General features: G+C 69.1%; 10 protein-coding genes, 1 tRNA gene and 1 pseudogene. 4 read left to right on the top strand and 8 right to left on the bottom strand.

Annotated elements, in window-relative coordinates:
• Position 1: 1 nt before the first annotated feature.
• Genes dnaJ through dnaK form a run of 3 tightly spaced genes read right to left on the bottom strand, consistent with a single transcriptional unit; the run spans position 2 to position 3,759 of the window.
• Positions 2-1,186, bottom strand: coding sequence for a molecular chaperone DnaJ (dnaJ, locus tag ACZ4TG_RS06260; protein WP_468160152.1), 1,185 nt, complete (start codon positions 1,184-1,186; stop codon positions 2-4).
• Positions 1,187-1,228: 42 nt separating this feature from the next.
• On the bottom strand, positions 1,229-1,912 hold the full coding sequence (gene grpE, locus ACZ4TG_RS06255) for a nucleotide exchange factor GrpE (RefSeq protein WP_468160151.1): 684 nt from the start codon (positions 1,910-1,912) through the stop codon (positions 1,229-1,231).
• Complete coding sequence (gene dnaK / locus ACZ4TG_RS06250; protein ID WP_468160150.1) at positions 1,912-3,759, bottom strand: molecular chaperone DnaK; 1,848 nt, start codon at positions 3,757-3,759, stop codon at positions 1,912-1,914. Before dnaK ends, grpE begins: the two co-directional genes overlap by 1 nt.
• 229 nt (positions 3,760-3,988) lie before the next feature.
• Here dnaK and ACZ4TG_RS06245 point away from each other — a divergent pair, with 229 nt between their 5' ends.
• Positions 3,989-4,585: a sugar transferase gene (locus ACZ4TG_RS06245; RefSeq protein WP_468160149.1), complete on the top strand. Its 597-nt coding sequence runs from the start codon at positions 3,989-3,991 to the stop codon at positions 4,583-4,585.
• 110 nt (positions 4,586-4,695) lie between these two features.
• A pseudogene (locus tag ACZ4TG_RS06240) lies at positions 4,696-6,960 on the top strand ((Fe-S)-binding protein); the annotation flags it as partial.
• A gap of 448 nt (positions 6,961-7,408) precedes the next feature.
• On the opposite strand, the gene ACZ4TG_RS06235 reads toward ACZ4TG_RS06240, so the two are convergent.
• Positions 7,409-8,467, bottom strand: a complete 1,059-nt coding sequence (locus ACZ4TG_RS06235) for a hypothetical protein (RefSeq protein WP_468160148.1) — start codon at positions 8,465-8,467, stop codon at positions 7,409-7,411.
• Positions 8,468-8,776: 309 nt separating this feature from the next.
• On the opposite strand from ACZ4TG_RS06235, the gene ACZ4TG_RS06230 reads away from it, so the two are divergent.
• Entirely contained in the window at positions 8,777-9,688 is a 912-nt protein-coding gene (locus ACZ4TG_RS06230) for a Yip1 family protein (RefSeq protein ID WP_468160147.1), read from the top strand.
• Positions 9,689-9,778: 90 nt separating this feature from the next.
• On the opposite strand, the gene ACZ4TG_RS06225 is transcribed toward ACZ4TG_RS06230, so the two are convergent.
• Together ACZ4TG_RS06225 and dcd are read right to left on the bottom strand one after the other, a co-directional pair.
• Positions 9,779-10,276: a phosphoribosyltransferase gene (locus tag ACZ4TG_RS06225; RefSeq protein WP_053675422.1), complete on the bottom strand. Its 498-nt coding sequence runs from the start codon at positions 10,274-10,276 to the stop codon at positions 9,779-9,781.
• Positions 10,273-10,860 (bottom strand): dCTP deaminase, encoded by a 588-nt coding sequence (gene dcd, locus ACZ4TG_RS06220; protein ID WP_136210083.1) that lies wholly within the window; start codon positions 10,858-10,860, stop codon positions 10,273-10,275. Before dcd ends, ACZ4TG_RS06225 begins: the two co-directional genes overlap by 4 nt.
• Before the next feature lie 492 nt (positions 10,861-11,352).
• Here dcd and ACZ4TG_RS06215 point away from each other — a divergent pair.
• Positions 11,353-11,423 (top strand) — tRNA-Gly (locus ACZ4TG_RS06215).
• A gap of 166 nt (positions 11,424-11,589) precedes the next feature.
• On the opposite strand, the gene ACZ4TG_RS06210 is transcribed toward ACZ4TG_RS06215, so the two are convergent.
• Positions 11,590-12,273, bottom strand: a complete 684-nt coding sequence (locus tag ACZ4TG_RS06210) for a TetR/AcrR family transcriptional regulator (protein ID WP_468160146.1) — start codon at positions 12,271-12,273, stop codon at positions 11,590-11,592.
• 2 nt (positions 12,274-12,275) lie between these two features.
• Positions 12,276-12,911 carry a hypothetical protein gene (locus tag ACZ4TG_RS06205; protein WP_468160145.1) on the bottom strand — a complete coding sequence of 212 codons (636 nt, stop codon included), beginning with the start codon at positions 12,909-12,911 and terminating at the stop codon, positions 12,276-12,278.
• Positions 12,912-13,081 lie beyond the last annotated feature (170 nt).

The following is a 13,081-nucleotide window of genomic DNA, read 5'->3' as shown; positions in this document are numbered from 1 at the left end:
GTCATGCTCCCTTCGCGGACTCGAACAGGAGGGCGCGCGGGTCCTGGGACTCCGTCGCGTCGCGGTACATCTCCAGCGCTTCGCGGGCCTTGTCGGACAGCTCGGACGGCACCGCGACCTCCACCGTCACCAGCAGGTCGCCGCGGGTGCCGTCCTTGCGGACCGCTCCCTTGCCGCGGGCCCGCATCGTACGGCCGTTGGGGGTGCCCGCGGGCAGCTTCAGGGTGACCGGAGGGCCGTTCAGGGTCGGGACCCTGATCTCGGCGCCCAGGGCGGCCTCGGCGAACGTCACCGGGACCGTCACCGTGAGGTTGTCGTCCCGCCGGCCGAACACCGGGTGGCTGCCGACGTGGACGACGACGTACAGGTCGCCCCCCGGACCGCCGCGCTCGCCCGGAGCGCCCTTGCCGCGCAGCCGGATCCGCTGGCCGTCGGAGACGCCCGCCGGGATCCTGACCTGCATGGTCCGGGAGCTGCGGGCCCGGCCGCTGCCCTTGCAGATGTCGCACGGGGTCTCGGCGATCAGGCCGCGGCCCTTGCAGTCCGCGCAGGGGTCGGTCAGCGAGAAGCCGCCGCCGCTGCCCCGCGAGACCTGGCCGGTGCCGACGCAGGTCGGGCACACCCGGGGGGTGCCGTTCTTGTCGCCGGTGCCGGAACAGGCCTTGCAGGGCGCCTGCGAGGACATCCGGAGCGGGACGGTCGCGCCGTCCACGGCCTCCGTGAAGGACAGCGTGACCTCGGACTCGATGTCCTGGCCGCGGCGCGGCTGGGCACGGGTTCCCGTACCGGCGCCGGCGCCGCCGCGGTTGAACAGTCCGCCGAAGACATCGCCCAGGCCGCCGCCGAAGCCGCCGGCCGCGCCACCCTGCTGGGTGCCGCCGAAGAGGTCTCCGAGGTCGAAGTTGAACGAGCCGCCGCCCCCGCCCGGACCGGGGCGGAAGCCCCCGTTGCCGAACAGGGCGCGGGCCTCGTCGTACTCCTTGCGCTTCTTGGGGTCGCCGAGGACGTCCTGCGCCTCGGAGATCTCCTTGAAGCGCTCCTCGGCCGCGGTGTCGCCCTTGTTGGCGTCCGGGTGGAACTCGCGGGCGAGCTTCCGGTACGCCTTCTTGATCTCGGCCTCGGTCGCGTCCTTCGGGACACCGAGGACCTTGTAGTAGTCCTTCTCGACGAAGTCCTTCGTGCTCATCCTCGGTGGCCCTCCTTCCGTGCACCTACATGTTGTTCGACGTCAGCCCTCGTCGGGGGCATCCGTGTCCTTGTCAGACGGCTTGTCGCCGTCCGCGGACTCGGACTTGGCGGCGGGAGCCGCACCCGGCTGGGGCTCGGCCACCGCGACCCGCGCGGGGCGGATCGTGCGCTCGCCGATCCGGTAGCCCGGCTGCAGGATCGCCACGCAGGTCGTCTCGGTGACGTCCGGCGCGTACGAGTGCATCAGGGCCTCGTGGATCGTCGGGTCGAAGGGCTCGCCCTCCTTGCCGAACTGCTGCAGCCCCATCTTGGCGGCGGCGGTCTCCAGCGATTCGGCCACCGACTTGAAGCCGCCGACCAGTTCGCCATGCTCCCGCGCCCGGCCGATGTCGTCCAGGGTCGGGAGGAGTTCCGTCAGCAGGGACGCGACCGCGATCTCCTTGACGGCGATACGGTCCCGCTCCACCCGGCGGCGGTAGTTCTGGTACTCCGCCTGGAGCCGCTGGAGGTCCGCGGTGCGCTCACCGAGCGCGGTACGGGCCTGGTCCAGCTGCGCCAGCAGAGCCGCTTCCTGCCCGAGGGCCTGTGCTGCTGCGTCCCCGGCCGGGGCCGCCTTCTCCTCCGTGGAGGAGTCGGCGTCCTTCGGCTCGGCGGCGGCGTCGTCCGCGTTGGCGCCGGTGGGGACTTCAGGCTTCTCGTCGAAACCCGGGGTCTCCTCCGACATTACGCAGCGCCACCCTTCGGCTTCTCGTCGTCCACGATCTCGGCGTCCACGACGTCGTCCTCCGGCTTGGCCTGACCGGCGTCACCGGCGGCGCCGGCCGCACCCTGGGCGGCCTGGGCGTCGGCGTAGATCGCCTGGCCGAGCTTCTGGCTGACGGCCGCGAGCTTCTCGGTCGCGGTGCGGATGTCCGCGGTGTCCTCGCCCTTGAGCTTTTCCTTCAGCTCGGCGACGGAGGCCTCGACCTCGGCCTTGACGTCGGCCGGGACCTTGTCCTCGTTGTCCTTGACGAACTTCTCCGTCTGGTAGACGAGCTGCTCGCCCTGGTTGCGGGACTCGGCGGCCTCCTTGCGGCGCAGGTCCTCGTCCGCGTACTGCTCCGCCTCCTGGCGCATGCGGTCGACCTCGTCCTTGCCGAGCGAAGAGCCGCCGGTGACGGTCATCTTCTGCTCCTTGCCCGTGCCGAGGTCCTTCGCGGTCACGTGCATGATGCCGTTCGCGTCGATGTCGAAGGAGACCTCGATCTGCGGGACGCCACGCGGGGCCGGCGGCAGGCCGGTCAGCTCGAACATGCCGAGCTTCTTGTTGTACGCCGCGATCTCGCGCTCACCCTGGTAGACCTGGATCTGCACGGACGGCTGGTTGTCCTCGGCCGTCGTGAAGATCTCCGACCGCTTGGTCGGGATCGTGGTGTTGCGCTCGATGAGCTTGGTCATGATGCCGCCCTTGGTCTCGATACCCAGGGACAGCGGGGTCACGTCGAGGAGCAGGACGTCCTTGACCTCACCCTTGAGCACGCCCGCCTGGAGGGTCGCGCCGATGGCGACGACCTCGTCCGGGTTGACGCCCTTGTTGGCGTCCTGACCGCCGGTGAGCTCCTTGACGAGCTCGGCGACGGCCGGCATGCGGGTGGAGCCGCCGACCAGGACCACGTGGTCGATCTCGGACAGGTTGATGCCCGCGTCCTTGATGACGTTGTGGAACGGGGTCTTGCAGCGGTCGAGCAGGTCCGCGGTCAGCTGCTGGAACTGCGAGCGCGTGAGCTTCTCGTCCAGGTGCAGCGGGCCCTCGGCCGAAGCCGTGATGTAGGGGAGGTTGATCGAGGTCTCCGTGGAGGAGGACAGCTCGATCTTCGCCTTCTCGGCGGCCTCGCGCAGACGCTGGAGCGCCATCTTGTCCTTGGACAGGTCGACGCCGTGGCCGTTGGCGAACTGCTTCACCAGGTAGTCGACGACGCGCTGGTCCCAGTCGTCACCACCGAGGTGGTTGTCACCGTTGGTGGCCTTGACCTCGACGACGCCGTCGCCGATCTCCAGGAGCGACACGTCGAAGGTGCCGCCACCGAGGTCGAAGACGAGGATCGTCTGGTCGTCCTTGTCGAGGCCGTAGGCCAGGGCGGCGGCCGTCGGCTCGTTGACGATGCGCAGGACGTTCAGGCCCGCGATCTCGCCGGCCTCCTTCGTCGCCTGGCGCTCGGAGTCGTTGAAGTAGGCCGGGACGGTGATGACCGCGTCCGTGACCTTCTCGCCCAGGTACGCCTCGGCGTCGCGCTTCAGCTTCTGCAGGATGAAGGCGCTCATCTGCTGCGGGTTGAAGTCCTTGCCATCCAGGTTGATCTTCCAGTCAGTGCCCATGTGGCGCTTGACGGAGCGGATGGTGCGGTCCACGTTCGTGACCGCCTGGCGCTTGGCGACCTCGCCGACGAGGACCTCGCCGTTCTTGGCGAAGGCGACGACGGACGGCGTGGTCCTGGCGCCCTCGGCGTTGGTGATGACGGTGGGCTCGCCGCCTTCGAGAACGCTGACGACGGAGTTAGTGGTGCCCAGGTCGATGCCGACCGCACGTGCCATTTCGATTCCTCCAGCTGACTTGAGTGGAACAGACTCAACCATGCACCATCGTCCCCGAGCGCGTCAACAGAGCTGAGTCGATGAGGCTCAACTCTTACGCCACCCTTACGCTCACCCCAGGCCCGAGGACCCCTCCGCACCTGCGGCGCGAGGGCCGAGCGGGGGACCTGCGGGGCACCCCGCCGCGCGGCACCGAGGCCTGGCCGGGGTCATGGGGCACGGTGCCCCCATGCCGCTGCCGCCGCTCACGCTCCCCCCGATCCGGCGCCCCGCACGGCGGCCGGCGCGGCCGGACCCGGGCACCCCGCGCCTCCCCCTTCCCCTGCCCCGGCTGCCCGACCTCACCGCCAAGCGGCTGCTCGACCTCGCCGGCGCGCTGCTCCTGACCGTGGTCTTCGCCGTGCCGCTGCTGCTGGCGGCCGGGGCGCTGTACGCGAACCGGGGCGCGGGGGCCTTCGTACGGGAGCCCGCGACCGGGCTGGGCGGGCGGGCCTTCCGCACCTGGCGGCTGCGGACCGAGGGGGCGGGGCGGGTGGGCGCGGCGGTGGAGCGGTGCGCCCTGGACGCGCTGCCGCAGCTGCTGAACGTGCTGCGGGGCGAGATGTCGCTGGTCGGACCGCGCCCGGAGGCTCGTACCGACAGGCCCGACAGGCTCTACGTACGGCCCGGAATGACCGGATTGTGGCAAGTCAGCGCGCGCTCCGACCTCCCCTGGGAGGAGATGGCCCTGCTGGACCGGCACTATGTGGAGAGCCATTGGCTGGGGATGGATCTCGCGATCCTCGCGCAGACCCCTCGGGCGGCCTACCGACAGAGGCTTGCCTGAGCGACACAGATCACCGCTCGCTCACCTACATTGCGGCGCGGGAACTGGGTAACCTCAAGCCTTGACTCAATAAGTTACCGCTTAGTAAGTCCCGCCCGAGGAGCCCTCCCATGCAACTCGCCGCGATCATCGTGTCGCTGGTCCTGACCGTGGTCGGCGTCGCGCTGCTCGCCCGAGCCGTGGCGCAGATCTACCGGTTCGTGAAACTCGGCCAACCCGTGCCGGCGGGCAGCCGCACGGACAAGCCGAAGGATCGAACGCTCACCCTGGTCAGGGAGTTCCTCGGCCACAGCCGGATGAACCGCTGGGGCATCGTCGGCTTCGCCCACTGGTTCGTCGCCATCGGCTTCCTGACGCTGCCTCCGACCCTGGCCCAGGCCTACGGCCAGCTCTTCGAGGCCGACTGGACGCTGCCCGTCATCGGCGGCTTCCTGCCCTTCGAGATGTACACCGAGTTCATCGGCGTGATGACGATCGTCGGCATCGTCGTGCTGATCGCCATCCGGCTGCTCAACCTGCCCTCGCGGGCCGGTCGCAAGTCGCGCTTCACGGGCTCGAAGGCCTGGCAGGCATACTTCGTCGAGTACATCATCCTGACCATCGGCCTCGCGATCCTGACGCTGCGCGGCCTCGAAGGCGCGATCCACCACGTCGACCACTACGAGCCGGCGTACTTCCTGTCGTACCCGCTGGTGCTGGCCTTCAAGGGCCTCTCGGTCGGCACGCTGCAGAACGCCATCTACCTCACCGCGATGATCAAGATCGGCACCTCGCTGATCTGGATGATCGTCGTCTCGCTCAACACCAACATGGGTGTCGCCTGGCACCGCTTCCTCGGCTTCCCGAACATCTGGTTCAAGCGGAACGCCGACGGCGCGACCGCGCTGGGCGCGCTCCAGCCGATGACGAGCGGCGGCAAGGAGATCGACTTCGAGGAGCCCGGCGAGGACGACGTCTTCGGCGTCTCCCAGGTCGAGCAGTTCTCCTGGAAGGGCATCCTCGACTTCTCCACCTGCACCGAGTGCGGTCGCTGCCAGTCGCAGTGCCCCGCCTGGAACACCGGCAAGCCGCTGTCCCCGAAGCTCCTGATCATGTCGCTGCGCGACCACGCGTACGCCAAGGCCCCCTACCTGCTGGCCGGTGGCGGCAAGGACATGGAGGGCAACGAGAAGGCGACCGCCGAGCAGCTGAAGGACGTCCCGGCGGCGGCCCTGGCCGAGGCGGAGCGCCCGCTGATCGGCACGGCCGAGGAGAACGGCGTCATCGACCCGGACGTGCTGTGGTCCTGCACGACCTGCGGTGCGTGCGTGGAGCAGTGCCCGGTCGACATCGAGCACATCGACCACATCGTCGACATGCGGCGCTACCAGGTGATGATCGAGAGCGCGTTCCCGTCTGAGGCGGGCACGATGCTCAAGAACCTGGAGAAGAAGGGCAACCCCTGGGGTCTCGCCAAGAAGCAGCGCGTGGAGTGGACGAAGGAGGTCGACTTCGAGGTCCCGATCATCGGGAAGGACGCGGAGGACCTCTCCGAGTTCGACTACCTCTACTGGGTCGGCTGCGCCGGCGCCCTGGAGGACCGGGCCAAGAAGACCACGAAGGCCTTCGCGGAGCTGCTGAACATCGCGGGCGTCAAGTTCGCGATCATGGGCGGCGACGAGAAGTGCACCGGCGACTCCCCGCGCCGCCTGGGCAACGAGCCGCTGTTCCAGCAGCTGGCCCAGGAGAACGTGGCCATGCTGAACATGGCCTTCGGCGAGGACGACGAGGACGAGTCGACGAAGAAGCCGAAGTCGGCGAAGCGGATCGTCTCGACCTGCCCGCACTGCTTCAACACCATCGCGAACGAGTACCCGCAGCTGGGCGGCGAGTACGAGGTCATCCACCACACGCAGCTGCTTCAGCACCTGATCGACGAGGGCCGGCTGACGCCGGTGACGCCGGTCGACGGACTGATCACGTACCACGACCCGTGCTACCTGGGCCGGCACAACAAGGTCTACACGCCGCCGCGCGAGATCATGTCGGCCGTGCCGGGGCTGCGGCAGCAGGAGATGCACCGCCACAAGGAGCGGGGCTTCTGCTGCGGTGCCGGTGGCGCGCGGATGTGGATGGAGGAGCGGATCGGCAAGCGCATCAACAACGAGCGTGTCGACGAGGCCCTGTCCCTGAACCCGGACATCGTGTCGACGGCGTGCCCGTTCTGCCTGGTGATGCTGACCGACTCGGTCAACGGGAAGAAGAACGACGGCCAGGCCAAGGAGTCCGTGCAGGTCGTGGACGTGGCGCAGCTGCTGCTGGAGTCGGTGAAGGCGCCGGAGCCGACGGCGGAGGAGCTGGCGGCGGCCGTCGCGGAGGCGGAGGCGGAAGCTGCGGCTGCGGCTGCCGCGGAGGCCGAAGCGAAGGCTGCGGCCGAGGCGGAGGCTGAGGCTGAGGCGGCCGCCGAGGCGGAAGCGAAGGTCAAGGCGGAGGCTGCTGCCAAGGCGGAGGCTGAGGCGGAAGCCAAGGCGGAGGCTGCTGCCGAGGCCGAGGCCGCCGAGGCGCCTGCCGAGGCGAAGGGCGAGCCCGAGGTTGCGGCAGAGGCCGCCGACGAGTCCGAGGACGCCGCCGAGGCGAAGGCCGAGGCCGAGCCGGCAGCCGAGCCGGCCGGCACGGCGGAGGCGGCGCCCGAGGGCGATGCGGAAGCCGACCCGAAGGCCGACCCGAAGGCCGACGCGGATCGGGCGGACGAGGCGAAGCCCGAGGCTGCCAAGTAGGCGTAGGTACACCCACAGGAACGGCCGGTCCCCCTCCCAGGGGACCGGCCGTTCCGGTGTTTCGGGGTCAGCCGCGGTTGCGGCGCAGGAGGGCGAAGCCGAGCCCCGCGGCGCCGGCCGCCGCCATGCCACCGCCGGCGGCGAGCAGCACCGGGGTGTCGGTCTGCGGGGCGACGCCCTCCGCACCGGCCTTCACGCCGCCCTTGGGGACGACCCGCTCGACCGTGGTGGTGTTGTCGGTGCGCACGGTCTTCTCGGCGGCCTTGTCCGTCTTCTCGGCCTTCTCGACCTTCTTCTCGGCCCTCTTCTCCGTCTTCTTGCCGGTCTCGACCGTGTACTTCTCGATCAGCTTCCCGGTGCCGAAGTCGTAGACCCAGCTGTTCCCGCCGCTCTTGCCGTCGATCACGACGAACTTCACGCGCTTGCCGTCCTGGACGAGCTTGTACGTCCAGCCGTCGTTCAGCGCGCTCGGGTTCTTCAGGTCGATCGTGCCCAGCAGGTTCCCGTTCGGCATGGAGATCTCCACGCGCTTGCCCTTCGGGCCGTCCACCAGCTTCGCGATGCGCCCGTCCGGCATGGTGATCCGGACCGAGGTCTCCTTGTCGGCCTCCGGCTTCGGCTTCGGCTTCTCCCGGTCCTTGTCCTGGTTCCTGTCCTGCTGCGCGCCCTCGATCCACGAGGTCACGGTGCCGTTGGGCTGCAGGACGACATGGAGGCCGTTGTTCTGCCCGTACGCCGGCCGGCCGTCCTTGCTGACCAGCGTGTCCAGCTTCGTGGAGCCGGAGAAGACGTCCGCCTCGAAGTGGCTGTCGCTGATCTTGTAGACCTTCGCGACCGACCCGTCCTGAAGCTTCACGGTGGTGACGTAACCGCGGACCGGCTTCGTCGGAGGCGTGGTCGGCGCAGGGGTGGGAGGCGTCGTCGGCGGGACGGTCGGGTCCACCGCCGGGCCCACGGTCGGTTCCGGGGTCGGGTCCACGGCCGGCTGCTCGATACCGGGCAGCACCTCCGGCTCCGGCGCCGTCGGCGAGTCCGCGAAGGCGGACCCCACCGGGAGGGCGAGAACGGCGGCCGCTCCGGCGAAGACCGCGGCGGTACGGAGAGTGGTGCGTCGGGTGCTGCGCATGTGGGGGGCTCATTTCGTGCTCGTACGGGACGGCTCGTTCGGACTGCTCGTCCGGACTGCTCGTTCGGCCTGCTCGTCCGGACTGCTCGGCGGCAACGGTCACGAAGCTACGGGTCCGATATCTCCGCATTCCGTCGGGAACGTAACGAATCTCCGCAGACTGCCCCGCAGCCACGTAAATGCCCCCGCCCCCAGGGGTGGGGGCAGCCCCCCGGGGTTCCCCTAGGGGATGTCACAGCTCAGCCGCAAAGGCCGCGTGTTCCCGCCGCCCGGCCACCGGCGCCCGGCGGAACGGGTACTTTCGATCACGTGGCTGGATTCAGGATCGGACGCGGCCGGGACAACAACCGCTCTCCGCAACAACCCCCGCAACCCCCGCGGCAGCAGCCGTACGGTCAGCAGCAACCGCCGCAGGCGCCGTACGGCCGACAGCCCTACCCGCCCGCGGGCGGGCCGCCCCCGCAGCAGCAGTGGCCGCAGCAGTCGGCGGCCGGGGGGCAGGGCGAGCCCGAGTACTTCGACCCGTACGGACAGCAGCAGCCGCCGCACCACCCGCAGCAGCAGCCTCCGTACGAGCCCTCGTACGCGAACAACCCGGGCTACACGCAGGCCTTCTCCATCGGCGAGGACCCGTACAGCCAGGGCGCGACCTACCAGGCGGGCGCGGCGGCCCCGGCCGGACCGCGGCTGCCCTGGAAGGACCTCCTGCGCGGCATCGTGCTGCGGCCCGGGGCGACGTTCCTCCAGATGCGCGACTACGCCGTCTGGGGTCCGGCGCTGATCGTGACCTTCATCTACGGCCTCCTCGCGGTCTTCGGTCTCGACGAAGCCCGCGAGGACGTCATCAAGGCGACCCTGGCCAACGCCGTCCCGATCGTCCTCAGCGCCGCCGTGGCGTTCGTCCTCTGCGGCCTGATCCTGGGCGCCGTCACCCACACCCTGGCCCGCCAGCTGGGCGGCGACGGGGCGTGGCAGCCGACCGTGGGCCTGTCGATGCTGGTCATGTCCATCACGGACGCCCCGCGCCTGCTGTTCGCGATCTTCCTCGGCGGCGACAACATCGTCGTCCAGGTCCTGGGCTGGGTGACCTGGCTGGCGGCCGGCGCGCTGTTCACCTCGCTGGTGAGCAAGTCGCACGACCTGCCGTGGCCGAAGGCCCTGGGCGCCTCGGCGATCCAGCTGGTCGCACTGCTGTCGATCATCAAGCTCGGCACGATCTGACGAGCCCACACGAAAGGGGCCCGGCGCGCACTCCGCGCGCCGGGCCCCTTCCCGTACTCACTCACTCACTCACGGCTCACCCACGCCGGCTCAGGCGTCGAGGACCTGGCCCTCGCGCTTGACGACGGGAGGCTCGACCGACCAGGGGAAGTTGATCCACTCGTCGGTCTTCTTCCACACGTACTCGCACTTCACGAGCGAGTGCGACTTCTCGTAGATGACCGCGGAGCGCACCTCGGCGACGTGGCCGAGGCAGAAGTCGTGGACGAGCTTCAGCGTCTTGCCGGTGTCGGCCACGTCATCGGCGATGAGGACCTTCTTGTTCGTGAAGTCGATCGCCTCGGGGACGGGCGCCAGCATGACCGGCATCTCCAAGGTCGTCCCGACGCCGGTGTAGAACTCCACGTTCACGAGGTGGATGTTCTTGCAGTCGAGCGCGTAGGCCAGCCCGCCGGCGACGAAGACGCCGCCCCGGGCGATGCTCAGGATGATGTCGGGCTCGTAGCCGTCGTCGGCGATGGTCTGCGCCAGCTCGCGCACGGCGCGACCGAAACCCTCGTAGTTCAGGTTCTCGCGTACGTCACTCATGCCTCGTGCCTCACCTGGGTGCGGTGGAAGTTCTGGAAGGAGCGCGAGGCGGTCGGCCCGCGCTGCCCCTGGTAGCGGGACCCGTAGCGCTCGCTGCCGTACGGGAACTCGGCGGGCGAGCTGAGCCGGAACAGGCACAGCTGTCCGATCTTCATGCCCGGCCAGAGCTTGATCGGCAGCGTGGCGAGGTTCGACAGCTCCAGGGTCACGTGGCCCGAGAACCCGGGGTCGATGAACCCGGCGGTCGAATGCGTGACCAGACCGAGGCGGCCGAGGCTGGACTTCCCCTCCAGCCGCGAGGCGATGTCCTCGGGCAGGGAGATGACCTCGTACGTGGAGGCGAGCACGAACTCCCCCGGGTGGAGGATGAACGCCTCGTCCCCCTCCGGCTCGACCATGCGGGTCAGGTCCGGCTGCTCGGTGGCGGGGTCGATGTGCGCGTAGCGGTGGTTCTCGAAGACCCGGAAGAACCGGTCGAGACGTACATCGATGCTGGAGGGCTGCACCATCGACTCGTCGAACGGGTCGATGCGAACCCGTCCGCTGTCGATCTCGGCCCGGATGTCTTTATCAGAGAGAAGCACGTCCCGAGGATACGCAGTGCGCACGGGCCACCCCCAATCGAGAGCGGCCCCCGCGCGCCTGATCCCGGAACCCCGGGACCCCGGAATCCCGGAACCCCTCGACTACCGCTTCGCGCCGCCGACGGGCACGGCATGCCTCAGCCGCGCGCACCGCGGACACCGCAGCAGGCGCCCCGGCCCGATCCGGCCGGGCCCGAGCTGCTGCAACGGGAACGAAGCGGTGCTGAAAACGTGCCCTTCGGCACAACGGACGACGGTGCGCTCCATCGAGTCCCTTTCCCCAACGAGCTGTACTGCAACGAAACGCCACATTAGGGGATGATCGGGACCCACTCCAGCCGCCGCTCCGAACCCCTACGGTACGCCCCAACTCCCGCCCACAGCCCCCTTGCTGCACCCCGCACACAGCAACGACCCCGCAGCGGATTCGCCGGGGGTCGATCATGGGGTAGAGTGTGCAACGATACGGCTCCAGGCAACTGGAACCGCTGCGCGGATGTAGTTTAATGGTAGAACATGAGCTTCCCAAGCTTATAGCGCGGGTTCGATTCCCGTCATCCGCTCTTGAAAGAAGCCCCAGGTCAGCGACCTGGGGCTTCTTCGTTGTCTAGCGCCCCTCGGCCCCCTCCGCATGCCCCAACTCTCGCGAATACCCTGCTCGGAGGGCCTCAGAGCACCACTTGCACCACCCGAGCGTCGGAGGTCACAGGCCGGGCGCACAGGCCAGCGTCACGACGTGTAGGTCTTGAGGCCATCGAGGATGAGAGTGAGACCGAAGTCGAGGGCGGGCCTGACGTCGCCATCGTCTTCCACAGCGCCCGATGTCATCAGGGACGCGAGCGTGGGGAACCGCTCGGGCTGGATGACTTGGGCGAGAAGGTTCCCGTACTCGGAGCCGGACGGGACGATCTCGGTGGCGATCCGGGCCAGGTCGCGGACGGCGCTGGAGATGAACATGGCAGTGGCGACCAGGTTCTCGGTGGCGAGGCCGGACTGGGCCAGCGGGCGCAGAAGGGCCTCGAACCAGGCCAGCTCATTGGGACCGGACGGCGCCCCGGTGGTCGCGACGCGCAGCATCCAGGGGTGGGCGAGGTAGAAGTCCCAGGCCGCATCCGCCCAGTTCAGGATCTCGGTGCGCCAATCCTTCCCCGACTCCGCCGGGGGGGTTCCCTGTGCTCGGTCGGCCATCAGGGCGACCAGCTGTTCCTTCCCGGGGACGTGCCGGTACAGGGCCATCGCGGTGTAGCCGAGTTCGCCGGCAACCCGCTGCATCGACACCGCACCCAGACCCTCGGCGTCGGCCAGCGCGATGGCGGCCTCGACGATGCCGCCGACGCTGAGGGAGGACCGAGCGCTCTGCTTCGTCTCCCAGAGGAGTCGGAAGGTAGCCGCCGCGCTCTTGTCCGCTGACACTTCTACCGCCGATTCTCCGAGGCCGATCCCGGTTGCCCAGCATAGTGGCGGGCGTTCCGGTGCCGGAGTAGCGCGATGCTGACAGCGAGGACCCAGTAGGCATAGAGGCTGGCGATTGTCGCCGTGGTTCCCCAGCCGTTGGCACTGAAGAACTGCCCGGTGTCGTTGCCGAAATACAGCGACGGGACGAACGCGAGATTGATCAGGGCGATGACGTAGGCCGACCGGGCGGCCCACCGGGACAGCAGTCCGGACCGCACGACGGCATACCCGGCGGCCACCAGGAACACCGCGGTGAGGATGCGACCGATCGAGCCATACAACAGATAGGAGCCCTCGGCGGTGACAGTCGGATCGACCGGCTCCTCGACAGCGATGACCTCCCCGGCCTGCAGAGAGTGCGCGACGAAAGTGACCGCGATGTAGGCCAGTGCCCCTCCGTAGGCGAGGTCCGCGACCCAGCCGCAGGCCGGGTCCACCAGCCGGACGACCTCGCGGAGCCCGGTGACGAAGCCGAGAAACAGCACGAGGACGACAAGGCTGAGCATGATGCGGGTCAGCACGTTGGAGTCGGGCGGCGCCCCGTCATGGATGAAATAGAGGGGCACCTCGATGACCTGCAGGACCGTGAATGCCACACCCGTGGTTCCAGGGAACCTTCGCAGCGGGAGGTCTTGCATGCGCGGTGTTGTATATGACATACACATGACTATAGGCCGTATACGCACGCCTGCAACCAGAATCCATCCCTAGTTTTTGCAGGGGAGATTGCAGCCGGCGCCGGACCCGCCCGCTGCAGAGAGGAGCG

The organism is Streptomyces sp. NPDC028314 (genome assembly GCF_055565795.1).
The sequence above is the reverse complement of the archived record's forward strand: the minus strand, read 5'-3'. Positions and strand labels throughout refer to the sequence as shown.

Excerpts from the sequence above, each read along its gene's own strand:
- dnaJ (WP_468160152.1), bottom strand. The coding sequence starts at position 1,186 with ATGAGCACGAAGGACTTCGTCGAGAAGGACTACTACAAGGTCCTCGGT.
- grpE (WP_468160151.1), bottom strand. The coding sequence starts at position 1,912 with ATGTCGGAGGAGACCCCGGGTTTCGACGAGAAGCCTGAAGTCCCCACC.
- dnaK (WP_468160150.1), bottom strand. The coding sequence starts at position 3,759 with ATGGCACGTGCGGTCGGCATCGACCTGGGCACCACTAACTCCGTCGTC.
- ACZ4TG_RS06245 (WP_468160149.1), top strand. The coding sequence starts at position 3,989 with ATGCCGCTGCCGCCGCTCACGCTCCCCCCGATCCGGCGCCCCGCACGG.
- ACZ4TG_RS06235 (WP_468160148.1), bottom strand. The coding sequence starts at position 8,467 with ATGCGCAGCACCCGACGCACCACTCTCCGTACCGCCGCGGTCTTCGCC.
- ACZ4TG_RS06225 (WP_053675422.1), bottom strand. The coding sequence starts at position 10,276 with ATGAGTGACGTACGCGAGAACCTGAACTACGAGGGTTTCGGTCGCGCC.